Below are 24242 nucleotides of genomic sequence, written 5' to 3' on the forward strand. Positions count from 1 at the left end.
GGGCCACCGTCAGCTCGACCCAACGATCCTCACACGATCGGATGAATGGGTACCGAAGAATGCGATCGTCTGCTCACTCTCCGCTACATTCACGCCGTCACCAGGCCATAAGGGCTGTTCACAGACGATTTCAGGGCAGGCAGGAGACCGCACCGCAGATGACGGAACGACCCGCGCAGCGCACCCCCAACCGACAGCTCGCCGCGCTCATCGCAGAAGCGGGGTTCTCCAACGCAGGTCTCGCCCGTCGCGTCGACCAGCTGGGCCTCGAACACGGGCTTGATCTGAGATACGACAAGACGTCCGTGACGCGCTGGCTGCGCGGGCAGCAGCCGCGCGGCACCACCCCGGCGCTGATCGCCGAGGTGTTCACCCGCAGGCTCGGACGCCGGCTCACCGCCCAGGACCTCGGGCTCGACGCCTGCGCCCCGGTGTACGCGGGGCTGGAGTTCGCCGCCACCCCGGAGGAGGCCGTCGACATCGTCAGCGGCCTGTGGCGCAAGGACTCCGGCAGCCACGCCGAGCTTCGGAAGATCGCGTTCACGCCGGCCGGGCTCGTCGTCCCCAGCCGCGACTGGCTGATCGGGCGCCCGGACGACAAGGTCGCCCGAGGCGAAAGCACCCCTCGCATCCCCGCCCAGGGCCGCCCCGCCTCCCCCAAGTCCTCGACTTCGCTCGAACAGGGGGGACACCCATCCCGGCAGCGCGGCCCGTCCGAGCGCGGCCCCGGCCAGAAGGTCACCGGCGGAGACATCGCCGCCCTGCGCTCGGTCGGCGAGCTGTTCCGCGCCCTCGACAACGCCTACGGCGGCGGCCACGCCCGCCAGGCCCTCGTGCGCTACCTGGAGCACGAGGCCGAGCCGATGCTCCGCGGCACCTACGGCGAGCAGACCGGCCGCCGGCTGTTCGCGGCCGCGGCCGATCTGACCCGGCTCGCCGGCTGGACGTCGTACGACATCGGCGCGCACGGCCTCGCCCAGCGCTACTTCGTCCAGGCTCTCCGGCTCGCCCAGGCCGCCGGGGACCGGATGTACGGGGCGTACGTGCTGGTCACGATGAGCCGCCAGGCCGTCTACCTCGGACACGGCCGCGAAGCCGTGCAGCTCGCGCGTGTGGCACAGCAGGGTGTCGGCACCTCGGCGCCGCCCGTCGTGCAGGCGCTGCTGCACGCCGTGGAGGCGCGTGGGCACGGCGTGCTCGGCGAAGTGCGCGCCTGTACCTCCTCCCTCGTACGGGCCGAACGTGCGCTGGAGTCCGCCCGGCCCGGCGAGGATGTCCCCTACTGGGCGCGGTTCTTCGACGAGGCGCAGCTCGCCGACGAGTTCGGGCACTGCCACCGGGACCTGCAGCAGTACCGGGCCGCCATCCAGCACGCCGAGCGCTCGCTGCAGCTGCGGGCGCCCGGCTACGCCCGCAGCCGGCTGTTCTGCCGGGTCGTGCTCGCCACCGCGCGGCTCGGCCTCGGCGAGCTGGACCAGGCGTGCCAGCTCGCGGCCGAGGCCGCGGGGCAGGCGGCGGAGATGCGGTCGGTGCGGGCGACGGAGTACGTACGGGACTTCGAGCGCCGCCTGGAGCCCTACAAGGACGCCGCCCCCGTGCGCGGCTACCGCGACAAGGTCGCCGTCCTGCACTGACCCCGGGGGCCGCTCAGGCCGCCGTCGGCAGCGGGTCCGCCAGCTTGGTCGGACCCGTGCCCAGGTCCGCCAGGACCGCGGAGGCGGCCCGGTGGCCCGAGTGCAGTGCCCCCTGCACCGTGCCCGTGTCCCGGTGGTCGCCGCACACATACAGACCGGCCAGCAACCGCACCGGCCGGCGTACGTCGTGCGGCGGCCGCATCACCGGGACGGCCCGCGCGGTGTGGTGCACGGCGAGCGTCTCCCACCGCGTGGTCGAGGTGCCGTACAGCCGGGTCAGATGGGCGCGTACGGCGCCGTCGACGTCCTCCGGCGGCGCGCCGAGAACGGTCGAGGAGACCAGGGGCCGGCCCGCGGGCGCCCGGGACGGGTCAACCAGGCTGACCACCGCCGTGTGCGCCACCGGGCCGTCGCGGTCCGCGTCGAGGAGCAGTGACGCGCCGGTCGGCGGCGGCTCGTCCATGGTGTGGTGGACGACCGTGACGGGGTGGAAGTCGGGCACGCGCAGCCCGGGCAGCAACTCGGCGGCGGCATGGGCGTCGGTGGCCAACAGCACGGCGCGGCAGCGGAATTCGCCGTGCTCGGCGGTGGTGACCGAGGTGGTGGAGATCGAGGTGGCGCGCACGCCCGTGTGCACCGTGCCCGGCGGCAGCGCCTGCGCCAGCAGTTCGGGCAGCGCCTCCGCGCCGCCCTCCGGCAGGCACAACCGGCCGCTCGCGAAGGCGCGCAGCGCCAGGTCGGCGGCGCGGCTCGACATGCCCAGCTCCGGGTCGCACAACAGTGCGGCGAGCAGCGGACGCAGAACGCCCTCGACCGTGCGGGCGGGCATTCCGCGGGCCGCGAGCGCGCGTCCGGCGGGCAACTCGGGCCGCGCCAGCAGCCGTTCCACGGGGGTCGCGGCCATCCGCGCCAGCGCCGCGTTGAGCCGCGCCTGGTCCATGGCGCCGCCGAGCGGGGCGGGGGATCCCGCCGCCCTCGGCCGCACGGCCCGCACGACGGCCGTTCCGCTCCCCGAGCGGGGCGCACCGGCAAGAGCGCGCACGGCGTTGAGCGCTCCCCGTGCGCCCCCTGTCATCGGGAGAGCGCCCGCGCGCCGGTGGCGGCCGCCGCTGTGCACCAGGACACCCGGCGCGAAGGGGCGCAGGACGAGCGCGTCGAGCCCGGGCGTCAGGCCCAGTTCGGGATACGACGTGGACAGGAGCTGTCCGACGCGGTCGAGCCGGAAGCCGTCGACCTTCTCGGTCGACATCCGGCCGCCCACGGCATCGGCGGCCTCCAGGACGGTGGTACTCACTCCTGCGCTGGTCAGCCGGTGGGCCGCCGCGAGGCCCGCCACCCCGGCCCCCACGATGACGACGTCCGCCTGATACACGGGCTTCAACACGTGCCCCTCCTCGAGGTTGCGCGGTCGGCGAAGACGTCATGCCCGCGACCGGCTTCAGGAATACCCGAGTTCTGCTCGAGGGTAGGGCCACGCACGGTCAAGTGAAGTCGCGCATCAACAGAGCACGGTCGCACAGCGGTCGCATATGGTCGAACGCGAAAGGTTCCGTGCCGCGGCGTGCCGACCGGTCACTGCCGGAGCGCCGCCCGCAGCGCGTCCTCGATCTGGGGGAACGTGAAGGAGAACCCCGACTCCAGCAGCCGCTTGGGCACCACCCGTGCGCTGCCGAGCACATCCCCGGCCATTTCGCCGAGCGCGAGCCGCAGGGCCGGCGCGGGCACCGGGAAGAGCGTCGGCCGGTGCAGCACCCGCCCCATCGCCGCCGTGATCTCACGGTTCGTCAGCGGCTCGGGAGCCGTCAGGTTGAACGGCCCGGACAACCCGTCCGTGCCCAGGAGGTGACGGATCGCCGCCACCTCGTCGTACAGCGAGATGAACGACCAGTACTGTCGCCCGTCTCCCATCGGCCCGCCGAGCCCCGCCCGGAAGAGGGGGAACAGCCGGCCCCAGGCGCCGCCCTCACGGGCCACCACCAGTCCCGTGCGCAGGAACACCGTCCGCACACCCGCCTCCCGCGCGGGATCCGCCGCCTCCTCCCACTCCACGCACATCCGGGACAGGAAGCCGTCCCCGGGCGGGGCCTCCTCGTCGACCACCCGGTCCCCGGTCTCGCCGTAGTAGCCGATCGCGCTCGCGTTCACCAGGACGCGCGGCGGTTCGGGCAGGGAGGCGACGGCCTCCGCGAGCGCCGCCGTACCGAGCACCCTGCTGTCCCGCAGCGTCTTCTTGTACGCGTCCGTCCAGCGGTGGCCGCCGACACCGGCCCCCGCGAGGTTGACCACCGCGTCGCACCCGGCCAGCCCGGCGGTGTCGACGTAACTCCCCTCCGGATCCCAGCAGACCTCGTCCCGGCCCCGGGCGCCGCGACGCACCAGGCGCACCACCTCGTGCCCCTCCTCGGCCAGTGACCGGACCAGGGCACTGCCGATGAGTCCGGACGCACCGGCCACGGCGATCCTTGAAAGTTCCATGAAACCATCCTGCCCGTCGCCGCCTGAAACCCCGGTCAGGACATGCGTACCCCGCCGTACAGTGACCTTCATGCCCGCTGCGTACATACGGCTCGCCATCCCCGACGACGAGGACGCGCTCGGCCGGCTCGACCGGGAGACCTGGTCCCCGCTGCACGCCGTCCAGCCCCGCCCCCAGCCGCCGTACAAGCCCTTCTACGACGAGCGGTTCGGCCCCCGGGACCACCTCGTCGCGGAACTCGACGACGCCCTCGTCGGCTACATCCGGCTCGGGTTCCCGACCTCGCTCGCGTGCAACTCCCACGTCCGGCAGATCCAGGGCCTGGCCGTCGCCGAGGAGGCGCGCGGCGCCGGCGTCGGCCGGGCGTTGCTGCGGGCCGCACAGGACGAGGCCCGCCGCCGCGGCGCCTGCCGCATCACCCTTCGCGTCCTCGGCCACAACACTCCCGCCCGGGGGCTCTACGAGTCCGAGGGCTTCGTGGTGGAGGGCGTCCTGCCCGAGGAGTTCCTGATCGAGGGCGAGTACGTCGACGACGTGCTCATGGGCCGCTCCCTGTGACGCCCACGGGCTCAGGACGTGACGAGCTCGCCCGTGTCCACGGGTGTCGTGGCGTTGACCGCCCGCTGGGCGTCGCCCGCCACCTCGTCCGCCGTCAGGACGTACCCCGTCTCCTGGTCGGAGGTGGAGCGGGCGAACACCACGCCGTACACCTCGCCGTCGGTGCTGAGCAGCGGGCCGCCGGAGTTGCCGGGAAGGACCGTGGAGCGGACGGAGTAGATCTCCCGGGTGACGGTGTCCGTGCCGTAGATGTTCTGACCCGTCGCCTGGATCTTGTTCGCGACCGTGGCGGCACGCAGCGTCAGGGGGCCGTCCTGCGGATAGCCCGCGACCACGGCCGCGTCACCGCGCTTGGCGCTGTCGTCGAAGCGCAGCACCGGCGCCCGCAGATCCGGCACGTACAGCACGGCCACGTCCCGGTCGGGGTCGAAGAGCACCACCCGGGCGGCGTACGCCGGTCCGACGCCGCCGACGCGCACGGTCGGGTGGTCGATGCCGGCCACCACGTGTGCGTTGGTCATCACATGCCGCGCCGCGTACACGAACCCACTGCCCTCGCGGCCCTGGAGGCCCGAGGCGCCCTCGATCTTGACGGTGCTGAGCTTGGCGGCGTTCGTCGCGCTCGGCGTGACGTTGTCCCCGGAGGGCTTGGCCACCGTGGCCGTCGGTTCGTTCTCGAAGGGGTTGAAGACCTGCGGGAAGCCCGCCTGGGTGAGCGCGGAGGTGGCGCGGGAGAACCAGGTGGGGGTGGTGTCCGGCATCACGTTCTGCACCGCGCCCAGCAGCCGTGAGTCCCGGATCGACTCCGTGACCAGTGGTGAGGATGAGGCGCCGAGGACGCTCGCGGCCACCCACGCCACGATCAGCACCGCCAGCGAGTTCGCCGCCGCCCCGCCGATCCCGTCGGCCGCCCTGACCGGCCCGTGGTCCAGCTCTCGCCGCAGCTTCAGCGCGAGCCGGCCCGCCAGTTCGTGGCCGATCGCCGCCGGGACCAGCACCGTGAACACCGCCGTCACCGTCGCCGCGGTCGTCCCGCGGGTCACCATGTGCATCACCCAGGGCAGGACCCACACACCGACGACGGCGCCGCCCACGAAACCGGCCAGGGAGACACAGCCGGCCACCAGTCCGCGCCGGTAGCCGGACGCCGCGTAGGCCAGGATCACCAGCATCAGAAGGATGTCGAGCAGGTCCACGAAGCCGCCTTTCTCTTGGACCCCTTAGTACGCGCAGCGGGGTCCCAGTGATCAGCCCCACGCGCGCGGCGCGCGGAAATCGGCCCCGCGCGCCCACCTGCGCTGCACCACCCGGGGGGACCGCCTCGGACCGCCGGCCCGCGTGTGGTCGCCCGGGCGAGCCGCGCGGCGCGCACTGGTGAAAACGTCCTGGACCAGGACGATGGTTCCACCGGGTGGCACACCACACATCGCGGACCCGGTGGAGGGGATGGACAGTGGGTCCATGCGTGTCTTCCGAAGAGCACGAAGGGGCAGAAGAAGACGCCCGCTCCGTTCGCTCCGTTCGGTGCGGATCTCGGGCGTCGTCCTGCTGCTGGTCGGCTGTACGCCCGGACTCACCGCGGGTGTCGCGCTGCTGATCGGGACGTTGAGTGCCGAGACCCCGGTCGAGGTGCGGCGCCCGCGGCCGGTCGGCGTCCGCTCCGCCGTCCTGCACACGGCGCCCAGACCGCGCATCCTGCCGAGGTCCGCCTGGGCCCAGGCGGAGGAAGGCGCCGGGAGCCGGCCGGCGCCGCGCTACGACGACAAGGTCGTCGCCGTCTTCGTGCACCACACCGCCTCGCCCAACCAGTACGACTGCGCCGACACACCCCGCATCATCCGGGCGCTGTACGCGGGCCAGATCGGGAACCGCCGCTGGGACGACATCGGCTACAACTTCCTGGTCGACCGCTGCGGCACGATCTACGAGGGCCGTGCCGGCGGCGTCGAACGTCCCGTCATCGGCGCCCACACCCAGGGCTTCAACCACCGCACCTCCGGCATCGCCGCCATCGGCACCTTCTCCCAGGGCGTGTCCGTGCCGCGGGCGATGACCGACGCGATCGCCGCCCTGGCCGCCTGGAAGCTGGGACTCGCGGACGTCGACCCGCGCGGCAAGGTCAAGCTGGTCTCCAGCAACGGCCAGAGCCGGTACGAGGAGGGCAGGACCGCCCTCCTGCCCGCCCTCGCGGGCCACAGGGACGGCTATATGACCAACTGCCCCGGCGCGGCCCTCACCGCCCTGCTCCCGTCGATCAGACAGAAGGCGGCCCACCTCCAGGGCAGGAAGTGAGGGCCCATCACGGCCCCGTCTCCCGGTCCGCCCGTGGGCCCGGTCCACAGCAACGCCACAGGTCGTCCGCAGGGTCCGGAGAACCCGGCGGCCTACGGTTCCGGCAACGGCCGAACCGGAGGTGTGGAGCATGAGCAGCGGCAGCACGGAGAAGAAGAGGACGAGCACCTGGGCGGGGGCCGCGCGCAGCCCGTGGACGGTGCTCTGCGCGGTCGCGGCGGTCGTCCTCGGCCCGGCCGCGACCACGGCGTCCGCCCTCGACCAGGCCAACAAGGCGCCGCTCCACCACGCGGCCGACCCCGGACGGGCGCCGCACCCCCACCTCCCGGGCGCCGGCCGGGTACAGGCCCACCTGCCCTCGGGGGCCACCCGCCGGCGCGACGGGGCCCCGCCGGAGCGGAGTCGGGAGTGGGGAGTGAGCCTCAGGCCCGGAAACGGTCCCACAGTCTCGGGTAGCGCTCGGCCAGCACGGACTCGTTCTCCAGGTCGAACGGCGTGCCCTCCGGCTCCGCGGGCGCGGGCGGGATGTCCAGGTCGGGCGTCTCGGTGCCGGTGAGCTGTTCGTACGCCTCGTCCGCCGCGTAGCCGAGTTCCTCTCCGTCGCCGTCGATCTCCTCGTCGAACTCCTCCAGCAGGTCGGCGAGCGAGTCGGGATCGTGCAGGGCGCCCTCGAAGACATGCCGGCCCCGGCCGATCAGCCAGCACCGGAAGGAGTCGAACGCGTCGTCGCTGGCCCCGTCGAGCAGCACCCAGGCGGCACCCCACAGGTCCCAGCGGTAGGAGCGGTTGAAGCGGGACTCGAAGTGCCGGGCGAAGTCGACGACCGACTCCGGGTCCCGTTGCAGCAGCCGCTCGACGAGCACGTCGGCCTGTTCGTCGGGGTCGCCCTCGGCAGCCTCGCGGCTCGCGTCCACCAGCTCCCAGAACTCCATCTCGTCCATCACGGGACCAGCATCGGCCCTCGGCGCAAGGGACGCACGCGGAGTGCGCCGCGACGTCAGGAGGCGTACAGCCCCGCGAGCCGCCGAGCGTCGCTCGCGAAACGCGCGCGCAGCCCCTCGGGCGACAGCACCTCGACCTCCGGTCCGAGCGCAGTGAGCTGGGTGTGCGCCACCTCCTCGGACTCCACGGGCAGGGTCGCCGTCACCCAGCCGCGCCCGTCCGGGAGGCCCGCGTCCCGCAGCGCCTCCCGGGCCGAGGTGCGGCCGACGGCGTACGGCAGTCTTCTCACGCCGTCCTCGGACAGCCGCACCACGACCTCGGCCCGCAGGATGGACCGCGCGAACTGCTCGGCGCGCTCCGCCCAGAAGGCGGGCAGGTCGAACTCCTCGTCCCGGGCGAAGCGTTCCCCGCCCCCCTCCACGGCCGTGAAGCGGTCGATGCGGTACACCCGGAAGGAGCCGTGCCCCGCGTCCCCTGCGGCGCGCCCCCGCGGCTCGCCGATCCGCGCGCACAGGTACCAGACGCCCGCCTTCAGCACGAGGCCGTAGGGCTCCATTTCGCGCTCCACCACGTCCTCGCCGCGCCGGTAGCGCGCGGTGACCGGCCGGTCGTCCCACACGGCCTCCGCGACCGCAGGGAGCAGGGCGGGTGTCTCGGGCTCCTTGAACCAGTCGGGCGCGTCCAGATGGAACCGCTGCGCCGCCGCGCGCGGCGCGTCGCGCTGCGAGGGAAGGAGGGCCGCCGACACCTTCAGACGGGCCGCCGAGGCCGCGTCCTGAAGACCCATCTCGCGCAGCGCGCCCGGCACGCCGCTGAGGAACAGCGCCTCGGCCTCGCTGCGGGCGAGACCGGTCAGCCGGGTACGGTACCCGCCGACCAGGCGGTAGCCACCGAGCCGCCCCCGGTCCGCGTACACCGGGATGCCCGCCTCCGAGAGCGCCTGGGCGTCCCTGGTGACGGTCCGCTCGGACACCTCCAGCTCCTTCGCCAGCTCGGCGGCGGTCATGGAGGGCCGGGACTGGAGCAGCAGCACCATTTTGATCAGACGGGCGGCACGCATGGGTTCATCATGCCGGGAGCCACTGACAGAGAAGACGGTGCAGGGGTACGGCGGCGGCCGTACCCCTGCACCCTGACTCAAGGCCTCACAGGCCGTACTTCTCCCGGGCCTCCTTCACGGCCGTCGCCTTGACCTCGCCGCGCTTGGCGAGCTGGGCGAGGGCCGCGACCACGATCGACTCGGCGTCGACGCCGAAGTGGCGGCGGGCCGCCTCACGGGTGTCGGAGAGGCCGAAGCCGTCGGCCCCCAGCGAGGAGTAGTCCTGCTCCACCCACTGCGCGATCTGGTCCGGAACCTGGCGCATGTAGTCGGAGACGGCCAGTACCGGGCCCTCGGCGCCCTGGAGCGCCTGGCGCACGTACGGCATCCGCTCCTCGCCGCGCAGCAGGGCCGCGTCGGCCTCCATGGCTTCGCGCCGCAGCTCGGTCCAGGAGGTCGCCGACCAGACGTCCGCGGCCACGCCCCACTCCTCGGCGAGCAGCTTCTGCGCCTTCAGCGCCCAGTGGATCGCGGTGCCGGAGCCCAGCAGCTGGATGCGCGGGGCGTTGGCAGCCGGGGCGAGACCCGCGGACTCCGCCGTGTTGAAGCGGTACAGGCCCTTGACGATGCCCTCGTCGACGCCCGGAGCGGCAGGCTTGGCGGGCTGCGGCAGCGGCTCGTTGTAGACGGTCAGGTAGTAGAAGACGTTCTGGTCCTCGCCCGGTGCCGCCTCGCCGTACATACGGCGCAGACCGTCCTTGACGATGACCGCGATCTCGTACGCGAACGCCGGGTCGTACGTCAGCGCCGCCGGGTTGGTCGCGGCGATGACGGGGGAGTGGCCGTCCGCGTGCTGCAGGCCCTCACCGGTCAGCGTGGTACGGCCGGCCGTCGCGCCGACGAGGAAGCCGCGGCCGAGCTGGTCGCCGAGCTGCCACATCTGGTCGGCGGTGCGCTGCCAGCCGAACATCGAGTAGAAGATGTAGAACGGGATCATCGCCTCGCCGTGCGTCGCGTACGACGTCGAAGCGGCGATGAAGTCGGCCATCGAACCGGCCTCGGTGATCCCCTCGTTGAGGATCTGGCCGTTCTTGGCCTCCTTGTAGTACATCAGCTGGTCGCGGTCGACCGGCTCGTACGTCTGGCCCTTGGGGGAGTAGATGCCGAGGGACGGGAAGAGCGACTCCATGCCGAAGGTGCGCGCCTCGTCCGGGACGATCGGCACCCAGCGCCTGCCCGTCTCCTTGTCGCGGACCAGGTCCTTGACCAGACGGACGAACGCCATGGTGGTCGCCACGTTCTGGGAACCGGAGCCCTTGTCGAAGGCGGCGAACGCCTTCTCGGCCGGGGCCGGCAGCGGGGCCACCGGGTGGACGCGGCGGGCCGGGGCCGGGCCGCCGAGGGCCGCGCGGCGCTCCTGGAGGTAGCGGACCTCGGGGGAGTCGGCGCCCGGGTGTCCGTAGGGGACCACGCCGTCGACGAAGTCGCTGTCCTTGATCGGCAGGCCGAGGCGATCGCGCATCGCCTTGAACTCGTCCACCGTCAGCTTCTTCATCTGGTGGTTGGCGTTCTTGGACGCGAAGCCCTCACCGAGGGTGTGACCCTTGACCGTCTGGGCCAGGATCACCGTCGGCGCACCCTTGTGCTCCAGGGCGGCCTTGTACGCGGCGTAGACCTTGCGCGCCTCGTGACCACCGCGGGAGAAGTGGAAACACTCGATGATCTTGTCGTCGCTCAGCAGCTTCGCCATCTCGGCGAGCGCCGGGTCCTTGCCGAAGAAGTCCTCGCGGATGTAGGCGGCGTCGCGGGTCTGGTACGTCTGGACCTGCGCGTCCGGTACCTCGCGCAGGCGGCGGACCAGCGCGCCCGTGGTGTCGAGGGCGAACAGCTCGTCCCAGGCGGTGCCCCACAGCGTCTTGACGACGTTCCAACCGGCGCCGCGGAACTGGGCCTCCAGCTCCTGCACGATCTTGAAGTTGGCGCGCACCGGGCCGTCGAGGCGCTGCAGGTTGCAGTTGATGACGAAGGTGAGGTTGTCCAGCTCCTCACGGGCGGCGAGCGCGAGGGCCGCCGTCGACTCCGGCTCGTCCATCTCGCCGTCGCCGAGGAACGCCCACACGTGCGAGGACGAGACGTCCTTGATGCCGCGGCTGGTGAGGTAGCGGTTGAAGCGCGCCTGGTAGATCGCGGAGAGCGGGCCGAGGCCCATCGACACCGTCGGGAACTCCCACAGCCAGGGCAGGCGGCGCGGGTGCGGATAGGAGGGCAGGCCGTTGCCGCCGGCCTCCTGGCGGAAGTTGTCCAGGTGCTGCTCGGTCAGGCGGCCGTCGAGGAAGGCACGGGCGTAGATACCGGGGGAGGCGTGGCCCTGGATGTAGAGCTGGTCGCCCGAGCCGTCGCCCTCCTTGCCCTTGAAGAAGTGGTTGAAGCCGGTCTCGTAGAGCCAGGCGGCGGAGGCGAAGGTGGCGATGTGGCCGCCGACGCCGTGTTTGCTGCCACGGGTCACCATGGCCGCCGCGTTCCAGCGGTTCCAGGCGGTGATCCGGGCCTCCATCTCCTCGTCACCGGGCACGGACGGCTCGGCCGAGGTGGGGATGGAGTTGACGTAGTCCGTCTCGAGGAGCTTCGGCAGCGCGACGCCGGCGCCCTCGGCGCGCTCCAGCGTGCGGCGCATCAGGTACGCGGCACGGTGCGGCCCGGCCGCCTTGGCGACGGCGTCCAGGGAGGCCTGCCATTCGGCGGTCTCCTCGGGGTCGCGGTCCGGGAGCTGGTCGAGCTCGCTCGGCTGGATGGCCTGGGGGTCGGTCATGTCGCCGCCTTCCTCAGTCGAAGGGGGTTCCCTCATCGGTAAGGGTCGGGGTGCCCTTGGTCTTTGGCAGGACAGGGCGTGGGCTCCGGTGAGAGTCCATCGGGGACTCTAACTCCTTGATCGATGATCGATCAAAGGGTTGAGGGGCAAAACCTCTTGATCACGAGAAAGTCGGCACGCGGTGCCTCCGCTGATGGCACGGGGTGACGTTGTTGCGCGGGGTTTTCGCAGGTGAGAGTGCGTCTGAGCGCGGGGCCGCTCTGGTGTTCGGGGTCTTTTCGGGGCGGCTGCGGCGAGTCCGCACCGCTGGTCACCGCGCTGGGGCTGATCGCCGTAGCGGTGGGGAAAGCTGATCGCCGTAGCGGTGGGAAGAGCTTTCACGCCCTCGGCGCGCAGCCGAGCACATGGGCCTTCACCAGGTCCGCGATCCTCGGGTCGCGACGCTTGAACGCCTGTACCAGTTCCTCGTGTTCCTCCGCGTACGACTGCTGGACCGTGCCCAGCCAGCGGATCGACAGGGCCGTGAAGACCTCGATGCCCAGGCCCTCCCAGGTGTGCAGCAGCACCGAGTTGCCCGCCGCCCGGACCAGTTCCCGGTGGAAGGCGACGGTGTGCCGTACCTGCGCCGTACCGTCCGACCTGCGGTCCGCCTCGTAGAGCGCGGCCACGTGCGGTTCCAGCGCCGAGCAGTCCTCGGCCAGCCGCTGCGCCGCCAGCTCCGCCGCGATCGCCTCCAGACCGGCCCGGACCGGGTAGCTCTCCTCCAGGTCGGCCGCCGACAGGTTCCGCACGCGTACGCCCTTGTTCGGCGCGGACTCGATCAGCCGCAGCGACTCCAGCTCGCGCAGCGCCTCGCGCACGGGCGTCTGGCTGACCTCCAGCTCGGTGGCGATCCGCCGCTCCACGATCCGCTCGCCCGGCTTCCAGCGACCGCTGACGATCCCCTCCACGATGTGCTCGCGGATCTGTTCGCGCAGCGAGTGGACGACGGGCGCGGTCATGAGGGCTCCTTAGAAAGGGGCCCAGTGGCCCCCGGGGGGCGTTGACGTTTAGACAATACGGCCGCCGCCGCCCGGGGGAAGGGCGCATACCGGCGCTTTTGCGCAGGTGAGACGAGGCTTACACCCGGCAAACGCGACGCCCCCGCCCGGACAGCTCCGGACGGGGGCGTCGTACAGCCGTATCCCTGAGGGGATCAGAGGCCGAGCTCGACCTCGAACTCGCCCGCCTCCAGGATCGCCTTGACCGTCGTCAGGTAACGGGCCGCGTCGGCGCCGTCCACCAGGCGGTGGTCGTAGGACAGCGTCAGGTACGTCATGTCGCGGACGCCGATGACCGTGCCCTCCTCCGTCTCGATGACGGCCGGCCGCTTGACCGTGGCGCCGATGCCGAGGATCGCGACCTGGCCCGGCGGCACGATGATCGTGTCGAAGAGCGCACCGCGCGAACCGGTGTTGGAGATGGTGAAGGTCGCTCCGGCCAGCTCGTCCGGCGTGATCTTGTTGCCGCGGACCTTGGCCGCCAGGTCGGCGGTGGCCTTGGCGATACCGGCGATGTTCAGGTCACCGGCGTTCTTGATGACCGGGGTCATCAGGCCCTTCTCGGAGTCCACCGCGATACCGACGTGCTCGGTGTCGAAGTAGGTGATGCTCCCCTCGGCCTCGTTGATCCGGGCGTTGATGACCGGGTGGGCCTTCAGCGCCTGGGCGGCGGCCTTGACGAAGAACGGCATCGGGGAGAGCTTGACGCCCTCACGCGCCTGGAACGAGGCCTTCGCCCGCTCGCGCAGCTTCATCAGGCGGGTCACGTCGACCTCGACCACCGAGGACAGCTGGGCCTGCTCGTGCAGGGCCTTGACCATGTTGTCGCCGATGACCTTGCGGATCCGCGGCATCTTGACGGTCTGGCCGCGCAGCGGGGAGACCTCGAGCGCCGGGGCCTTCGCGGCCGGGGCGGCGGCGGCCGGAGCCGGGGCTGCGGCGGCGGCCTTCGCGGCCTCGGCGGCGGCGATGACGTCCTGCTTGCGGATACGGCCACCGACGCCGGTGCCCTTGACGCTGGACAGGTCGACGCCGTTCTCGGCGGCGAGCTTGCGCACCAGCGGGGTGACGTAGGCACCCTCGTCGGTCGGCTGGGCGGCCGGAGCAGCCGGGGCCGGGGCGGGCGTGGGCGCAGGCGCGGCCGGCGCGGGGGCCGGAGCCGCGGGCTGAGCCGGGGCCGGGGCGGCAGCGGCGGGGGCCGCCGGGGCGGCGGGAGCCGGAGCCGGAGCGGCAGGCGCGGCGGGAGCCGGGGCCTCGGCGGCGGGCGCCGGGGCGGGGGCGGCCGGAGCCGGGGCGGCCGCCGGAGCGGCACCAGGGGCGCCGATGACGGCGAGCTTCGCGCCGACCTCGGCGGTCTCGTCCTCACCGACGACGATCTCGAGCAGCACACCGGAGGTGGGCGCCGGGATCTCGGTGTCGACCTTGTCCGTGGAGACCTCGAGCAGCGGCTCGTCGGCCTCGACGGTGTCGCCGACCGACTTCAGCCAGCGGGTCACGGTGCCCTCGGTGACGGACTCGCCGAGCGCGGGCAGGACCACCTCGGTGCCCTCGGCGGTGCCGGCACCGGCGGTGGCCTCGGCGGTCGGGGCCGGGGCCGGGGCGGCCTGCTCGGTGGAGGGGGCCACCGGGGCCTGGGCGGCCGGAGCGGCCGTGGGGGTCGGGGCCGGGGCGGGAGCGGCCTCGGCGGCCGGGGCCGGGGCGGCGGCCGGGGCACCGGAGCCGTCGTCGATGACGGCCAGCTCGGCGCCGACCTCGACCGTCTCGTCCTCGGCGACCTTGATGGAGGACAGCACGCCGGACGCCGGCGCCGGGATCTCGGTGTCGACCTTGTCGGTCGAGACCTCGAGCAGCGGCTCGTCGGCCTCGACGCGTTCACCCTCGGCCTTCAGCCAGCGGGTGACAGTGCCCTCGGTGACGCTCTCACCGAGCGCCGGAAGGGTTACGGAAACCGCCATGGTTTCGGTTGCTCCTTACGGATGGGGTCTCCCCCAGTTCGAGCGGAGTCGAGAACTGGGGGAAGCGGGAGTCTGTGTCGTCGCGTTCGTCGACCGAGGGTCAGTCGTGCGCGTGCAGCGGCTTGCCGGCCAGAGCCAGGTGGGCCTCGCCGAGCGCCTCGTTCTGCGTCGGGTGGGCGTGGATGAGCTGGGCCACCTCGGCCGGCAGCGCCTCCCAGTTGTAGATCAGCTGGGCCTCGCCGACCTGCTCGCCCATGCGGTCGCCGACCATGTGGACGCCGACCACGGCACCGTCCTTGACCTGGACGAGCTTGATCTCGCCGGCGGTCTTGAGGATCTTGCTCCTGCCGTTGCCCGCCAGGTTGTACTTCAGGGCGACGACCTTGTCCGCGCCGTAGATCTCCTTGGCCTTGGCCTCGGTGATGCCGACGGAGGCGACCTCCGGGTGGCAGTACGTCACCCGCGGCACACCGTCGTAGTCGATCGGAACGGTCTTCAGACCCGCCAGACGCTCCGCCACCAGGATGCCCTCGGCGAAGCCGACGTGGGCCAGCTGGAGGGTCGGGACCAGGTCGCCGACGGCGGAGATGGTCGGGACGTTGGTGCGCATGTACTCGTCGACGAGGACGTAGCCGCGGTCCATGGCGACCCCGGCCTCCTCGTAGCCGAGGCCCTGCGAGACCGGGCCGCGGCCGACGGCGACGAGGAGGACCTCGGCCTCGAACTCCTTGCCGTCGGCCAGGGTGACCTTCACACCGTCCTGGGTGTACTCGGCCTTCTGGAAGAACGTGCCGAGGTTGAACTTGATCCCGCGCTTGCGGAAGGCGCGCTCGAGAAGCTTGGAGGAGTTCTCGTCCTCGACCGGGACGAGGTGCTTGAGGCCCTCGATGATCGTGACGTCGGAGCCGAAGGACTTCCACGCGGAGGCGAACTCGACGCCGATGACGCCGCCGCCCAGGATGATCGCGGACTTCGGCACGCGGTCCAGGACGAGGGCGTGGTCGGAGGAGATGATGCGGTTGCCGTCGATCTCGAGACCGGGCAGCGACTTCGGCACGGAGCCGGTCGCGAGCAGGACGTGGCGGCCCTGGATGCGCCGGCCGTTGACATCGACGGAGGTCGGGGAGGACAGGTAGCCCTCACCCTCGATGTAGGTCACCTTGCGGGAGGCGATCAGTCCCTGCAGACCCTTGTACAGGCCCGAGATGACGTCGTCCTTGTACTTGTGGACGGCCGGTACGTCGATGCCCTCGAAGCTGGTCTTGACACCGAACTGCTCGCTCTCGCGGGCCTGGTCGGCGATCTCGCCCGCGTGCAGCAGGGCCTTGGTGGGGATGCAGCCCCGGTGCAGGCAGGTGCCGCCGACCTTGTCCTTCTCGATCAGGGCGACGTCCAGGCCCAGCTGCGCCCCGCGCAGGGCCGCGGCGTAACCACCGCTACCGCCGCCGAGGATCACTAGGTCGAAAACGGTGCTGGCGTCGTTCGCCACGTCACGTCCTCCATGCATGTGCGCCGTGCGCCGGTCGTCGGTGACCGGCAGGCGGCTGGTGTCCGGCCGCTTGATGCTTCGGCCCTTCGGTGGGGCCCTGTCCTGCCGAGACCCCATCTTTGCACTTGTCGGCGGCCACCGAGACGCCGGGCCGGTGTGTGAGACGTCTGATCCGTCACGTCGCAAGGTCGCGGCGGCGGCGGGCCGTACGGATTTCGTCGAGGGCGTAACGCCCGGTGCGACGGCGAGGGCGCCCCCCGACCGTGGTGGTCCGGGGCCGCCCTCGTCGGTGTGGGCCGCGGTCAGCCCAGGTCGCCGGCAGCCGCCAGCTCCGCGAGCCGGACCAGCGTGCGCACCGCCGAACCCGTGCCGCCCTTCGGGGTGTAGCCGAACGGGGCCTGCTCGTTGAAGGCCGGTCCCGCGATGTCGAGGTGGGCCCAGGTGATGCCCTCGCCGACGAACTCCCTCAGGAACAGGCCGGCGACCAGGCCGCCGCCCATCCGCTCGCCCATGTTCGCGATGTCGGCCGTGGGGGAGTCCATGCCCTTGCGCAGGTGCTCCGGCAGCGGCATCGGCCAGGAGTCCTCGCCGACCTCCTCGGCCGCCTCGTGGACCGCGGTGCGGAACGCGTCGTCGTTCGCCATGATCCCGAAGGTGCGGCTGCCGAGCGCCAGCATCATCGCGCCGGTCAGGGTGGCGACGTCCACGATCGCGTCCGGGTTCTCCTCCGAGGCCGCCCACAGCGCGTCCGCGAGGACCAGCCGGCCCTCGGCGTCCGTGTTGAGGACCTCGACGGTCTTGCCGCTGTACATGCGCAGCACGTCACCGGGGCGGGTCGCGGAGCCCGACGGCATGTTCTCGGCGAGGGCGAGCCAGCCGGTGACGTTCACCTCGAGGCCGAGGCGGGCGGCGGCCACCACCGCGGCGAACACCGCCGCCGCGCCGGACATGTCGCACTTCATGGTCTCGTTGTGGCCTGCCGGCTTCAGCGAGATGCCGCCCGAGTCATAGGTGATGCCCTTGCCGACGAAGGCCAGGTGCTTGCTCGCCTTGGAGTGCGTGTACGACAGCTTCACCAGGCGCGGGGCGGAGGCGGAGCCCGCGCCGACACCGAGGATGCCGCCGTAGCCGCCCTTGGCCAGCGCCTTCTCGTCGAGCACCTGCACCTTGATGCCGTGCTCCTTGGCCGCGGTCTGCGCGAGGGCCGCGAAGGCCGCCGGGTTCAGGTCGTTCGGCGGGGTGTTGATCAAGTCGCGGGCGCGGTTGAGCTCCTCGGTGACCGCGACGGCGCGCTCCACGGCCGCCTTGAACGCCTTGTCGCGGGGCTTGCCGCCGAGCAGGGCGATCTCGGCGAGCGGGGCCTTGCCGTTCTTGGCGTTCCGGCCGTTCTTGCCGTTCTCCTTGTAGGTGTCGAAGGAGTACGCGCCGAGCAGCGCCCCCTCGCCGATGACGCCGGCGTCGGCGGCGTCCGTGATCGGCAGCGCGAAGGCGGCCTTCTTGGAGCCGACGAGCGCGCGGGCCGCGGATCCGGCGGCGCGGCGCAGCGCCTCGGCGGTGAACGCCTCGTCCTTGTCCGGCTCGGCACCGAGGCCCACCGCCACCACGACGGGGGCCTTGAAGCCGGAGGGCGCGGGCAGCTTCGTCACCTCGCCCTCGGCACCCGAGGCGCCCAGGGTCTGCAGGATGGCGGCGAGCCTGCCGTCGTACGCCTGGTCCACGGCCTCGGCGCCCGGTGCGACGACCGGGCCCTCAGCGCCCTTCGCGACACCGACCACGATCGCGTCGGCGCGCAGGCCGGCCGCGGCGGCGGTGCTGAGAGTGAGAGCAGTCACGGTGGTGAAATCTCGCTTCCGATTGAGTTTCAGGTGGCCGAACGGATGGGGTCGGCCGGCCCGGGAACCGACCCTAGGCCCTGCCCCGTATCCGGTTTTCACCTGGGCAGGGAAACATCCGGCACGAGCCTACGCGCGGTGGCCGGTTTCTGTGGTGCCCGGCGTCGGCGATCAGCACCGGGGACGGCCGCGACTCCCCGAAGTCCGCCCAGCGGAGCGTCCGGTACGACCTGAGGCGTGGCGGCGGCCCGCTTCAGCCCAGTGACAGCACGACGAGTGCCGCCGTCGCGGCGGTCTCGGCGAGCCCGCCGAAGACATCACCGGTGACCCCGCCGAAGCGGCGCACGCAGTGCCGCAGCAGCAGTTCGGCGACGGCGACCGCGACGACGACCGCGAGGGCCGTACGGGCCGGGTCGTAGGACCCGAGGAGCGCGCCCGAGGCCGCCGCGGTCACGGCGACGGCGCCGGCCACCGCCAGCGCACCGCCCGCCGGCACCACGCCCGCGACCGCCGCCCCGAGCCCCTCGGGCCGGGCGGCCGGTATGCCGTCGCGCGCGGCCAGGGTGAGGGCCAGCCGGGCCGCCGTCGCGGAGACGACCGCCGCGAGGACCCCCCTCTCCAAGGATTGGCCGTAGGCCTGCGCGAGCGCCGCCACCTGCGCCAGCAGCACGAGGACCAGCGTGATCACACCGAACGGCCCGATGTCGGACTGCTTCATGATCCGCAAGGCGTCCTCGGCGGGCTTGCCGCTTCCGAGCCCGTCGGCCGTGTCGGCCAGCCCGTCCAGATGCAGCCCCCGGGTGAGCACGGCGGGCACGGCCGCGGAACCGACGGCGGCGAGCAGGGCGCCCGCACCCAGCACGTCCAGCACGGCCCCGGCCGACCCGGCGATCCCCCCGACGACGACCCCGGCGAGGGGTGCGCACAACATGCCTCCGCGCGCGGCGTCCCGGTCCCACCGGGTGACCTTGACGGGAAGCACGGTGAGGGTGCCGAAGGCGAAACGGAGGCCATGCGCGGGCGGGATCCTGGACACGGCGGCAGCGTAGCTGGCCGAGCTGACCCCCCCGGGCCCTCACCCCCGGGTATCACGCAACCACGCCGTGTCCAGGGATCGTTGACGCAGCTCCGAAACCCCGCACACCAGCACCACCGCCCCGATCGCCGCGATGTGCTCCTTGCCCGCGAGGTTGTCCTTCACGACCAGCTCCACGACCATCGCCGCGATCACCACGCTCCCCGTGACGCGCGCGCCGTACCGCCAGCACAGGAACACGGCAAGCCCGATCACCGCCGCCGACGGCCCGGTGTCGACGACCTGCGCGTCCGTCGCGGGCAGCCCCAGCGGATGGTGTGCGCCCAGGCCGATGCCCACGCGCGCGTACAGGGTGCCGGCCAGCGTGGCCGCGTAGGCGATGACGAGGGTCCGCCACCAGCCCAGGCAGATCTCCGCGATCCCGAAGACGAACAGCACCTGCAGCAACGCCCCCCACACCGGCAGGTCGAGAGCCGGTACGAAGAGGGAGAGCGGGGTGCGCAACAGGGCCAGCCACAGCGGCTCCTCGGCCCGTACCGATCCGATGTTCTGTACGAACTGAAAGCCCCACGACTGGTTCTGCACGAACTGCAGGACCGACGTGAGGCACACGGCCGCGAGCGTCATCGGCAGCGCCCGCCAGGTACGCCGGACGAGCGCCAGATGCACGGTGACGTACGGCGGTCCCCACTCGGCGCGAACCAGGCGGGCGAGGGCGCTCATCCAGCGGTCCGTCCGGCGCGCGCCACGTCCCCGGCGCTCGTCATGCTCCCGGCGCTCGTCATTTCCCCCGTGCTCCTCACCTGTGTGACTGGAGGTGCTTGCGGTGCAGCCACTTCGGCAGTCCCGGTGCCGCGGGGCCTGGCGCCGGATTCCCTGCCCTGGAATCCGGCGCCAGGCCCCCCAGAAACCCCTCGGCCCGCGCCGACGCGATGCCGATGCGCAGCAGGTCCGCGCTCTTCTCGAAGAGCAGGAACCTGGGTTCCCAGATCGGCCGGTACTTCGCGTTGGCCCGGTACAGCGACTCGATCTGCCACCAGCGCGAGAAGAAGCTGAGCAGCGAACGCCACAGCCTGAGCACCGGTCCGGCGCCGAGCCGTGCACCACGTTCGAAGACGGAGCGGAACATCGCGAAGTTGAGCGAGACCTGCGTGACCTCGATCTCCCCGGCGCGGCGCAGCAGTTCGATGACCATGAACTCCATGAGGCCGTTGTCGGAGTCCCGGTCGCGCCGCATCAGGTCCAGCGACAGGCCGTGCGGTCCCCACGGCACGAAGGACAGCAGCGCCCGCAGCCGTTCCTCGCCGTCCCTGCACTCCAGCATCACGCACTGCCCGTCCTCCGGGTCGCCGAGCCTGCCCAGCGCCATGCTGAAGCCCCGTTCGGTGGCCCCGTCGCGCCAGTCGTCGGCCTTGCGCAGCAGGAACGCCATCTCGTCGGCCGGGATGTCCGCATGGCGCCGGACACGGACCGTGTACCCGGCGCGTCGGACCCGGTTGCAGGCCTGGCGGACGGTGCGCATGGCCCGCCCTTCGAGGGTGAACTCCCCGACGTCCACGATGGCTTCGTCGCCGAGTTCCAGGGCGTCCAGCCCGTGCCGCGCGTAGACGGTCCCGGCCTCCTCGCTCGCGCCCATCACGGCCGGGATCCAGCCGTGCGCGCGGGCCTCGGCGAGCCACGGCTCGATGGCGCCCGGCCAGGCCTCCGGGTCGCCGAGCGGGTCGCCGGAGGCGAGCGAGACGCCGCCGAGGACGCGGTAGGCGACGGCCGCCTTGCCGGTGGGCGACCAGATGACGCTCTTCTCGCGGCGCAGGGCGAAGTAGCCGAGGGAGTCGCGCTCGCCGTGCCGTTCGAGCAGCGCCCGCAGACGTTTCTCGTCGTCCTCGGTGATCGGGTCGACGGCGCGCCGGGAGCGGAAGGCGGCGTACAGGACGGCGAGGACGAGCAGCGTGCTGAACACGTTGATGGTGACGTTGACCCAGTTGGGGGTGGCGATCCCCGGGTAGTGGGAGTCGTCGACGGTGACCGAGACCAGGCGCAGGGTGCCGTAGCGCCAGCGCTCCGGGAAGGTCGAACGGTGGGCGTCCGGCGCGGTGTTGGTGACGGTGACCAGGACCGCGGCGAGCAGCGAGGAGAGGAGCAGACCACCGGCGGCGACGGCGGCGGCGAGCCGCGGGTTGGACCGGTCGCCCTTGGCGTAGAACTCGCGCCGCCCGACGAGCAGCGCGCCGACGAAGGCCGCGGTGAGGACCAGGGAGATCCAGTTCTGGGCGTACTGCCGGATCTCCGGGAAGGTCATGGCGAACGCGAACAGCAGCAGGAACGGGCCGCTGAGCGCCAGGTTGAGGATCCACGCGGCCCGCTTGCGGCGCCGCATGGTGACGGCGAGGAACATCGTGAACACGCCCGAGGCGAAGCCCGCGGTCAGCAGGTACGGCGTGAACAGGTTCTCCTGGTTGTGCCGTCGCACGTCCTGCCCGAAGGAGACCCAGACGGCGGAGAGGAAGTTGACGAACGTGACGGCGCGCAGGTACCAGACGGCGAACGCGGCGGCCCGCCGGGAGGCCCGCCCCCCGCCCCCCGGCCGAACCGAGCGTTCCCGTTCCACGCTAAATCGGGCATCTCCCATGAAGGGCGATGATATGGGGCACTTGGGGGTGTGCGGGGGAGCGGTTCAAGGCAGAAATCGGCCAGTTCACTCCTTGTCCTGGGCCTCCCCGGGCTTCTCCGGGAGCTCCGCCGCCAGCGCGGCGGCGGCCTGCACCAGGGGCAGCGCCAGCAGGGCCCCGGCTCCCTCACCGACCGTCACACCGTGGTCGAGCAGCGGTTCGAGGGCCATCCGGTCCAGAGCCTTGGCCTGCGCCGGCTCCCCGCTGTTCTGGCCCGCCAGCCACCAGTCCGGCGCGCGGAACGCGATCCGCTGCGCGACCAGCGCGCACGCCGCCGACACCACCCCGTCCAGGATCACCGGCGTCTTGCGCACCGCGCACTGGAGCAGGAAGCCGGTCATCGCGGCCAGATCGGCACCGCCCACCGCCGCCAGCAGCTGCAACTGGTCCCCGAGCACCGGCCGGGCCCGCCGCAGCGCGTCCCGGATCGCCGCACACTTGCGCATCCACGCCAGGTCGTCGATCGCCAGGCCCCCGCGCCCGGTCACCACGGAGGCGTCGGTCCCGCACAGCGCGGCGATCAGCACCGCCGCCGGCGTCGTCCCGCCGACGCTCACATCGCCGAGGACGACCAAGTCCGTCCCGGCGTCCGCCTCCTCGTCCGCCACCGCGACCCCCGCGCGGAACGCCGCCTCCGCCTCCTGAAGCGTCAGCGCGTCCTCCACGTCGATGCGTCCGCTGCCGCGCCGCACCCGGTGCCGTACGACGTCCTGCGGAAGCCCCTCGGGGTCGCAGTCCAGCGCCATGTCCACCACCCGCACGGGCACATCCAGCTGCCGGGCCAGGATCGACGCCGGGCTGGCGCCCTCCAGGACCGCCCGCACCAACTGGTCGGCGCCGCCCGCCGGCCGTGCCGACACGCCGAGCGAGGCGACCCCGTGGTCGCCCGCGAACAGCACCGCGCGCGGCCGCTCGATCGGCCGCACCGGCACGGCGGACTGCGCCGCCGCCAGCCACTCACCCAGGTCGTCCAGTCGCCCCAGCGTCCCGGGCGGCACGATCTGACGCTCCCGGCGCGCCTCCGCGTCGCGGCGCACCCCGCCGTCCGGGCGCTCGATCAGATCGGTGAAGTCGTCGAGATTAAGCGAGCTCATTCGCCGAACAGTACCGGCAGAGATCGAACGCCAGGGCGCCACCCGCGGTGAGAGCGTGCCGTGAAGACCGTCCCTTCGGCCGTCATCCGCGGAGCGTCAGCGCCTGCCCGGCCACCACCAGCAGCACATGCTCGCACTCCGCCGCGAACGCCGCGTTCAGACGGCCGAGTTCGTCGCGGTAGCGGCGGCCGGACGCGGTCGCCGGGACGATGCCGGAGCCCACCTCGTTGGAGACGGCGACGACCGTCCGCCGGGTCTCACGGACCGCCGCCGCCAGTTCCTCCACCCGGGCCCGCAGCGCCCGTTCGCCGCCGGTCGCCCACTCGGCGTCGTCCCACGCGTTCACCGCGTCCATCGCGTCCGTCAGCCACAGCGACAGACAGTCGATCAGCAGCGGCGGCCCGTCCTCCTTCAGGAGCGGTACGAGGTCGCAGGTCTCGGCGGTGCGCCAGGAGCCGGGCCGCCGCTCACGGTGCGCGGCCACCCGCGCCGCCCACTCCGTGTCCCCGCCCCGTGTCCCGCCCGTCGCCACGTACAGCACGTCGGGAAACGCCTCCAGGCGCCGCTCCGCCTCCACCGACTTGCCGGACCGCGCCCCGCCCAGCACGAGGGTGCGCCGCGGCACGTCCGGTACGTCCCCATGGGCTCCGACGGTCAGCACGGTGCCGTCCGGCACCGCCCGCGCACCCGCCGCCGCGAGCCGCCGCGCCGGCTCCGCGCCCGGCGGGACGTCATGGTCCAGATGGGCGGCGACGACATCCGTGGTCGCCCCGAGCGCCCCCACCGCCCGCAGTTTCGCCAGCGCGTCCGGCCGCCCCACGACATCGGCGACCACCATGTCGTACGGCTCCGCCGGCCCCACGAGCCCCGCGGGCGCCGCGCCCGGCGGCAGATACAGCAGCCGCATCCCGTCCGGGCCGGTCACCGCGTACCCCGTGCCCGGCGCGTCCATCGCGAGCGCCCGCACCCGGTGCCCGGTCAGCAGCGCCAACTCCCGTCCGTCCGGCACCCGCCCGGGCTGCGGCAGCCCCGCCGGGACCTCCACCGGGGGACCGTCGTGCGGATGCGTGAGCAGCACCTGCCGTACACCCGCCAGCGACCGCCCGGCACGCGCGGCCGCGAACGCCGCGCCCGGCGTCAGGTCGAGCAGCAGCGCCCCGTCCACGAGCAGGGAGGTCGCCGCCCGCGCCTCGGGCCCCAGCGCCCGCGCGCAGGCGGCGCAGGGACAGTCGGGACGGGGGAGTCCGAGCGGGGCACCGGTACCGAGCAGAGTGAGTTCCACGGACCCGATTTTCCCGGGTCGTCGCACGTCTTGCGCGTCCGGCTACCCTCGGATCACGAGCCGGACCAAGATCCGGCCCCTGGTTCGCAGGTGCT

The 24242-nt window shown here is 72.7% G+C and carries 18 protein-coding genes; 3 read left to right on the forward strand and 15 right to left on the reverse strand.

From position 1 onward, the window contains the following. Positions 1-158: 158 nt before the first annotated feature. Positions 159-1634 carry a regulator gene (locus ACFYZE_RS02365; RefSeq protein WP_388987273.1) on the forward strand — a complete coding sequence of 492 codons (1476 nt, stop codon included), beginning with the start codon at positions 159-161 and terminating at the stop codon, positions 1632-1634. Positions 1635-1647: 13 nt separating this feature from the next. Here the strand turns inward: ACFYZE_RS02365 and ACFYZE_RS02370 are convergent, their stop codons facing one another. Together ACFYZE_RS02370 and ACFYZE_RS02375 are read right to left on the reverse strand one after the other, a co-directional pair. After that, on the reverse strand, positions 1648-3018 hold the full coding sequence (locus ACFYZE_RS02370; RefSeq protein WP_388987276.1) for an NAD(P)/FAD-dependent oxidoreductase: 1371 nt from the start codon (positions 3016-3018) through the stop codon (positions 1648-1650). A 188-nt stretch (positions 3019-3206) separates the two neighbouring features. After that, positions 3207-4109, reverse strand: coding sequence for a TIGR01777 family oxidoreductase (locus ACFYZE_RS02375; RefSeq protein WP_388987279.1), 903 nt, complete (start codon positions 4107-4109; stop codon positions 3207-3209). Between the two features lie 70 nt (positions 4110-4179). Here ACFYZE_RS02375 and ACFYZE_RS02380 point away from each other — a divergent pair, with 70 nt between their 5' ends. Then, the gene (locus ACFYZE_RS02380; protein ID WP_388987282.1) at positions 4180-4668 is read left to right on the forward strand and encodes a GNAT family N-acetyltransferase; all 489 of its coding nucleotides are present in this window, start codon (positions 4180-4182) and stop codon (positions 4666-4668) included. Positions 4669-4679: 11 nt separating this feature from the next. Here the strand turns inward: ACFYZE_RS02380 and ACFYZE_RS02385 are convergent, their stop codons facing one another. Further along, positions 4680-5864, reverse strand: a complete 1185-nt coding sequence (locus tag ACFYZE_RS02385) for a MarP family serine protease (RefSeq protein WP_388987285.1) — start codon at positions 5862-5864, stop codon at positions 4680-4682. A gap of 328 nt (positions 5865-6192) precedes the next feature. Between ACFYZE_RS02385 and ACFYZE_RS02390 the strand changes: the two genes are divergently transcribed. Continuing rightward, on the forward strand, positions 6193-6960 hold the full coding sequence (locus ACFYZE_RS02390) for a peptidoglycan recognition protein (protein WP_388987288.1): 768 nt from the start codon (positions 6193-6195) through the stop codon (positions 6958-6960). A gap of 422 nt (positions 6961-7382) precedes the next feature. Here the strand turns inward: ACFYZE_RS02390 and ACFYZE_RS02395 are convergent, their stop codons facing one another. The 12 genes from ACFYZE_RS02395 to ACFYZE_RS02450 all read right to left on the reverse strand — a co-directional run bounded on the left by ACFYZE_RS02395 (position 7383) and on the right by ACFYZE_RS02450 (position 24147). After that, entirely contained in the window at positions 7383-7901 is a 519-nt protein-coding gene (locus ACFYZE_RS02395) for a DUF4240 domain-containing protein (RefSeq protein ID WP_388987927.1), read from the reverse strand. Between the two features lie 56 nt (positions 7902-7957). Continuing rightward, a complete protein-coding gene (locus tag ACFYZE_RS02400) occupies positions 7958-8962 on the reverse strand; it encodes a helix-turn-helix transcriptional regulator (RefSeq protein WP_388987291.1) in 1005 nt (334 codons plus the stop codon). A gap of 85 nt (positions 8963-9047) precedes the next feature. After that, complete coding sequence (gene aceE / locus ACFYZE_RS02405) at positions 9048-11750, reverse strand: pyruvate dehydrogenase (acetyl-transferring), homodimeric type (RefSeq protein WP_388987294.1); 2703 nt, start codon at positions 11748-11750, stop codon at positions 9048-9050. Positions 11751-12127: 377 nt separating this feature from the next. Then, complete coding sequence (locus tag ACFYZE_RS02410) at positions 12128-12751, reverse strand: GntR family transcriptional regulator (protein WP_200417025.1); 624 nt, start codon at positions 12749-12751, stop codon at positions 12128-12130. Positions 12752-12945: 194 nt separating this feature from the next. Next, positions 12946-14745: a 2-oxoglutarate dehydrogenase, E2 component, dihydrolipoamide succinyltransferase gene (gene sucB, locus ACFYZE_RS02415; protein WP_388987298.1), complete on the reverse strand. Its 1800-nt coding sequence runs from the start codon at positions 14743-14745 to the stop codon at positions 12946-12948. 100 nt (positions 14746-14845) lie between these two features. Then, the gene (gene lpdA / locus ACFYZE_RS02420; protein ID WP_388987301.1) at positions 14846-16234 is read right to left on the reverse strand and encodes a dihydrolipoyl dehydrogenase; all 1389 of its coding nucleotides are present in this window, start codon (positions 16232-16234) and stop codon (positions 14846-14848) included. A 302-nt stretch (positions 16235-16536) separates the two neighbouring features. Then, positions 16537-18066, reverse strand: a complete 1530-nt coding sequence (locus tag ACFYZE_RS02425; protein WP_388987304.1) for a leucyl aminopeptidase — start codon at positions 18064-18066, stop codon at positions 16537-16539. Between the two features lie 253 nt (positions 18067-18319). Beyond that, complete coding sequence (locus tag ACFYZE_RS02430) at positions 18320-19102, reverse strand: adenosylcobinamide-GDP ribazoletransferase (RefSeq protein WP_388987307.1); 783 nt, start codon at positions 19100-19102, stop codon at positions 18320-18322. Positions 19103-19141: 39 nt separating this feature from the next. Next, positions 19142-19825 (reverse strand): hypothetical protein, encoded by a 684-nt coding sequence (locus tag ACFYZE_RS02435; protein ID WP_388987310.1) that lies wholly within the window; start codon positions 19823-19825, stop codon positions 19142-19144. Between the two features lie 76 nt (positions 19826-19901). Further along, positions 19902-21731: a phosphatidylglycerol lysyltransferase domain-containing protein gene (locus ACFYZE_RS02440; RefSeq protein WP_388987313.1), complete on the reverse strand. Its 1830-nt coding sequence runs from the start codon at positions 21729-21731 to the stop codon at positions 19902-19904. Between the two features lie 66 nt (positions 21732-21797). Then, positions 21798-22865: a nicotinate-nucleotide--dimethylbenzimidazole phosphoribosyltransferase gene (cobT, locus tag ACFYZE_RS02445; RefSeq protein ID WP_388987316.1), complete on the reverse strand. Its 1068-nt coding sequence runs from the start codon at positions 22863-22865 to the stop codon at positions 21798-21800. A gap of 82 nt (positions 22866-22947) precedes the next feature. Beyond that, on the reverse strand, positions 22948-24147 hold the full coding sequence (locus tag ACFYZE_RS02450) for a bifunctional adenosylcobinamide kinase/adenosylcobinamide-phosphate guanylyltransferase (RefSeq protein WP_388987319.1): 1200 nt from the start codon (positions 24145-24147) through the stop codon (positions 22948-22950). Positions 24148-24242: the final 95 nt, after the last annotated feature.

Origin of the sequence: Streptomyces sp. NPDC001796, from assembly GCF_042892355.1 — a bacterium.
In the GTDB taxonomy this organism is placed as follows: domain Bacteria; phylum Actinomycetota; class Actinomycetes; order Streptomycetales; family Streptomycetaceae; genus Streptomyces.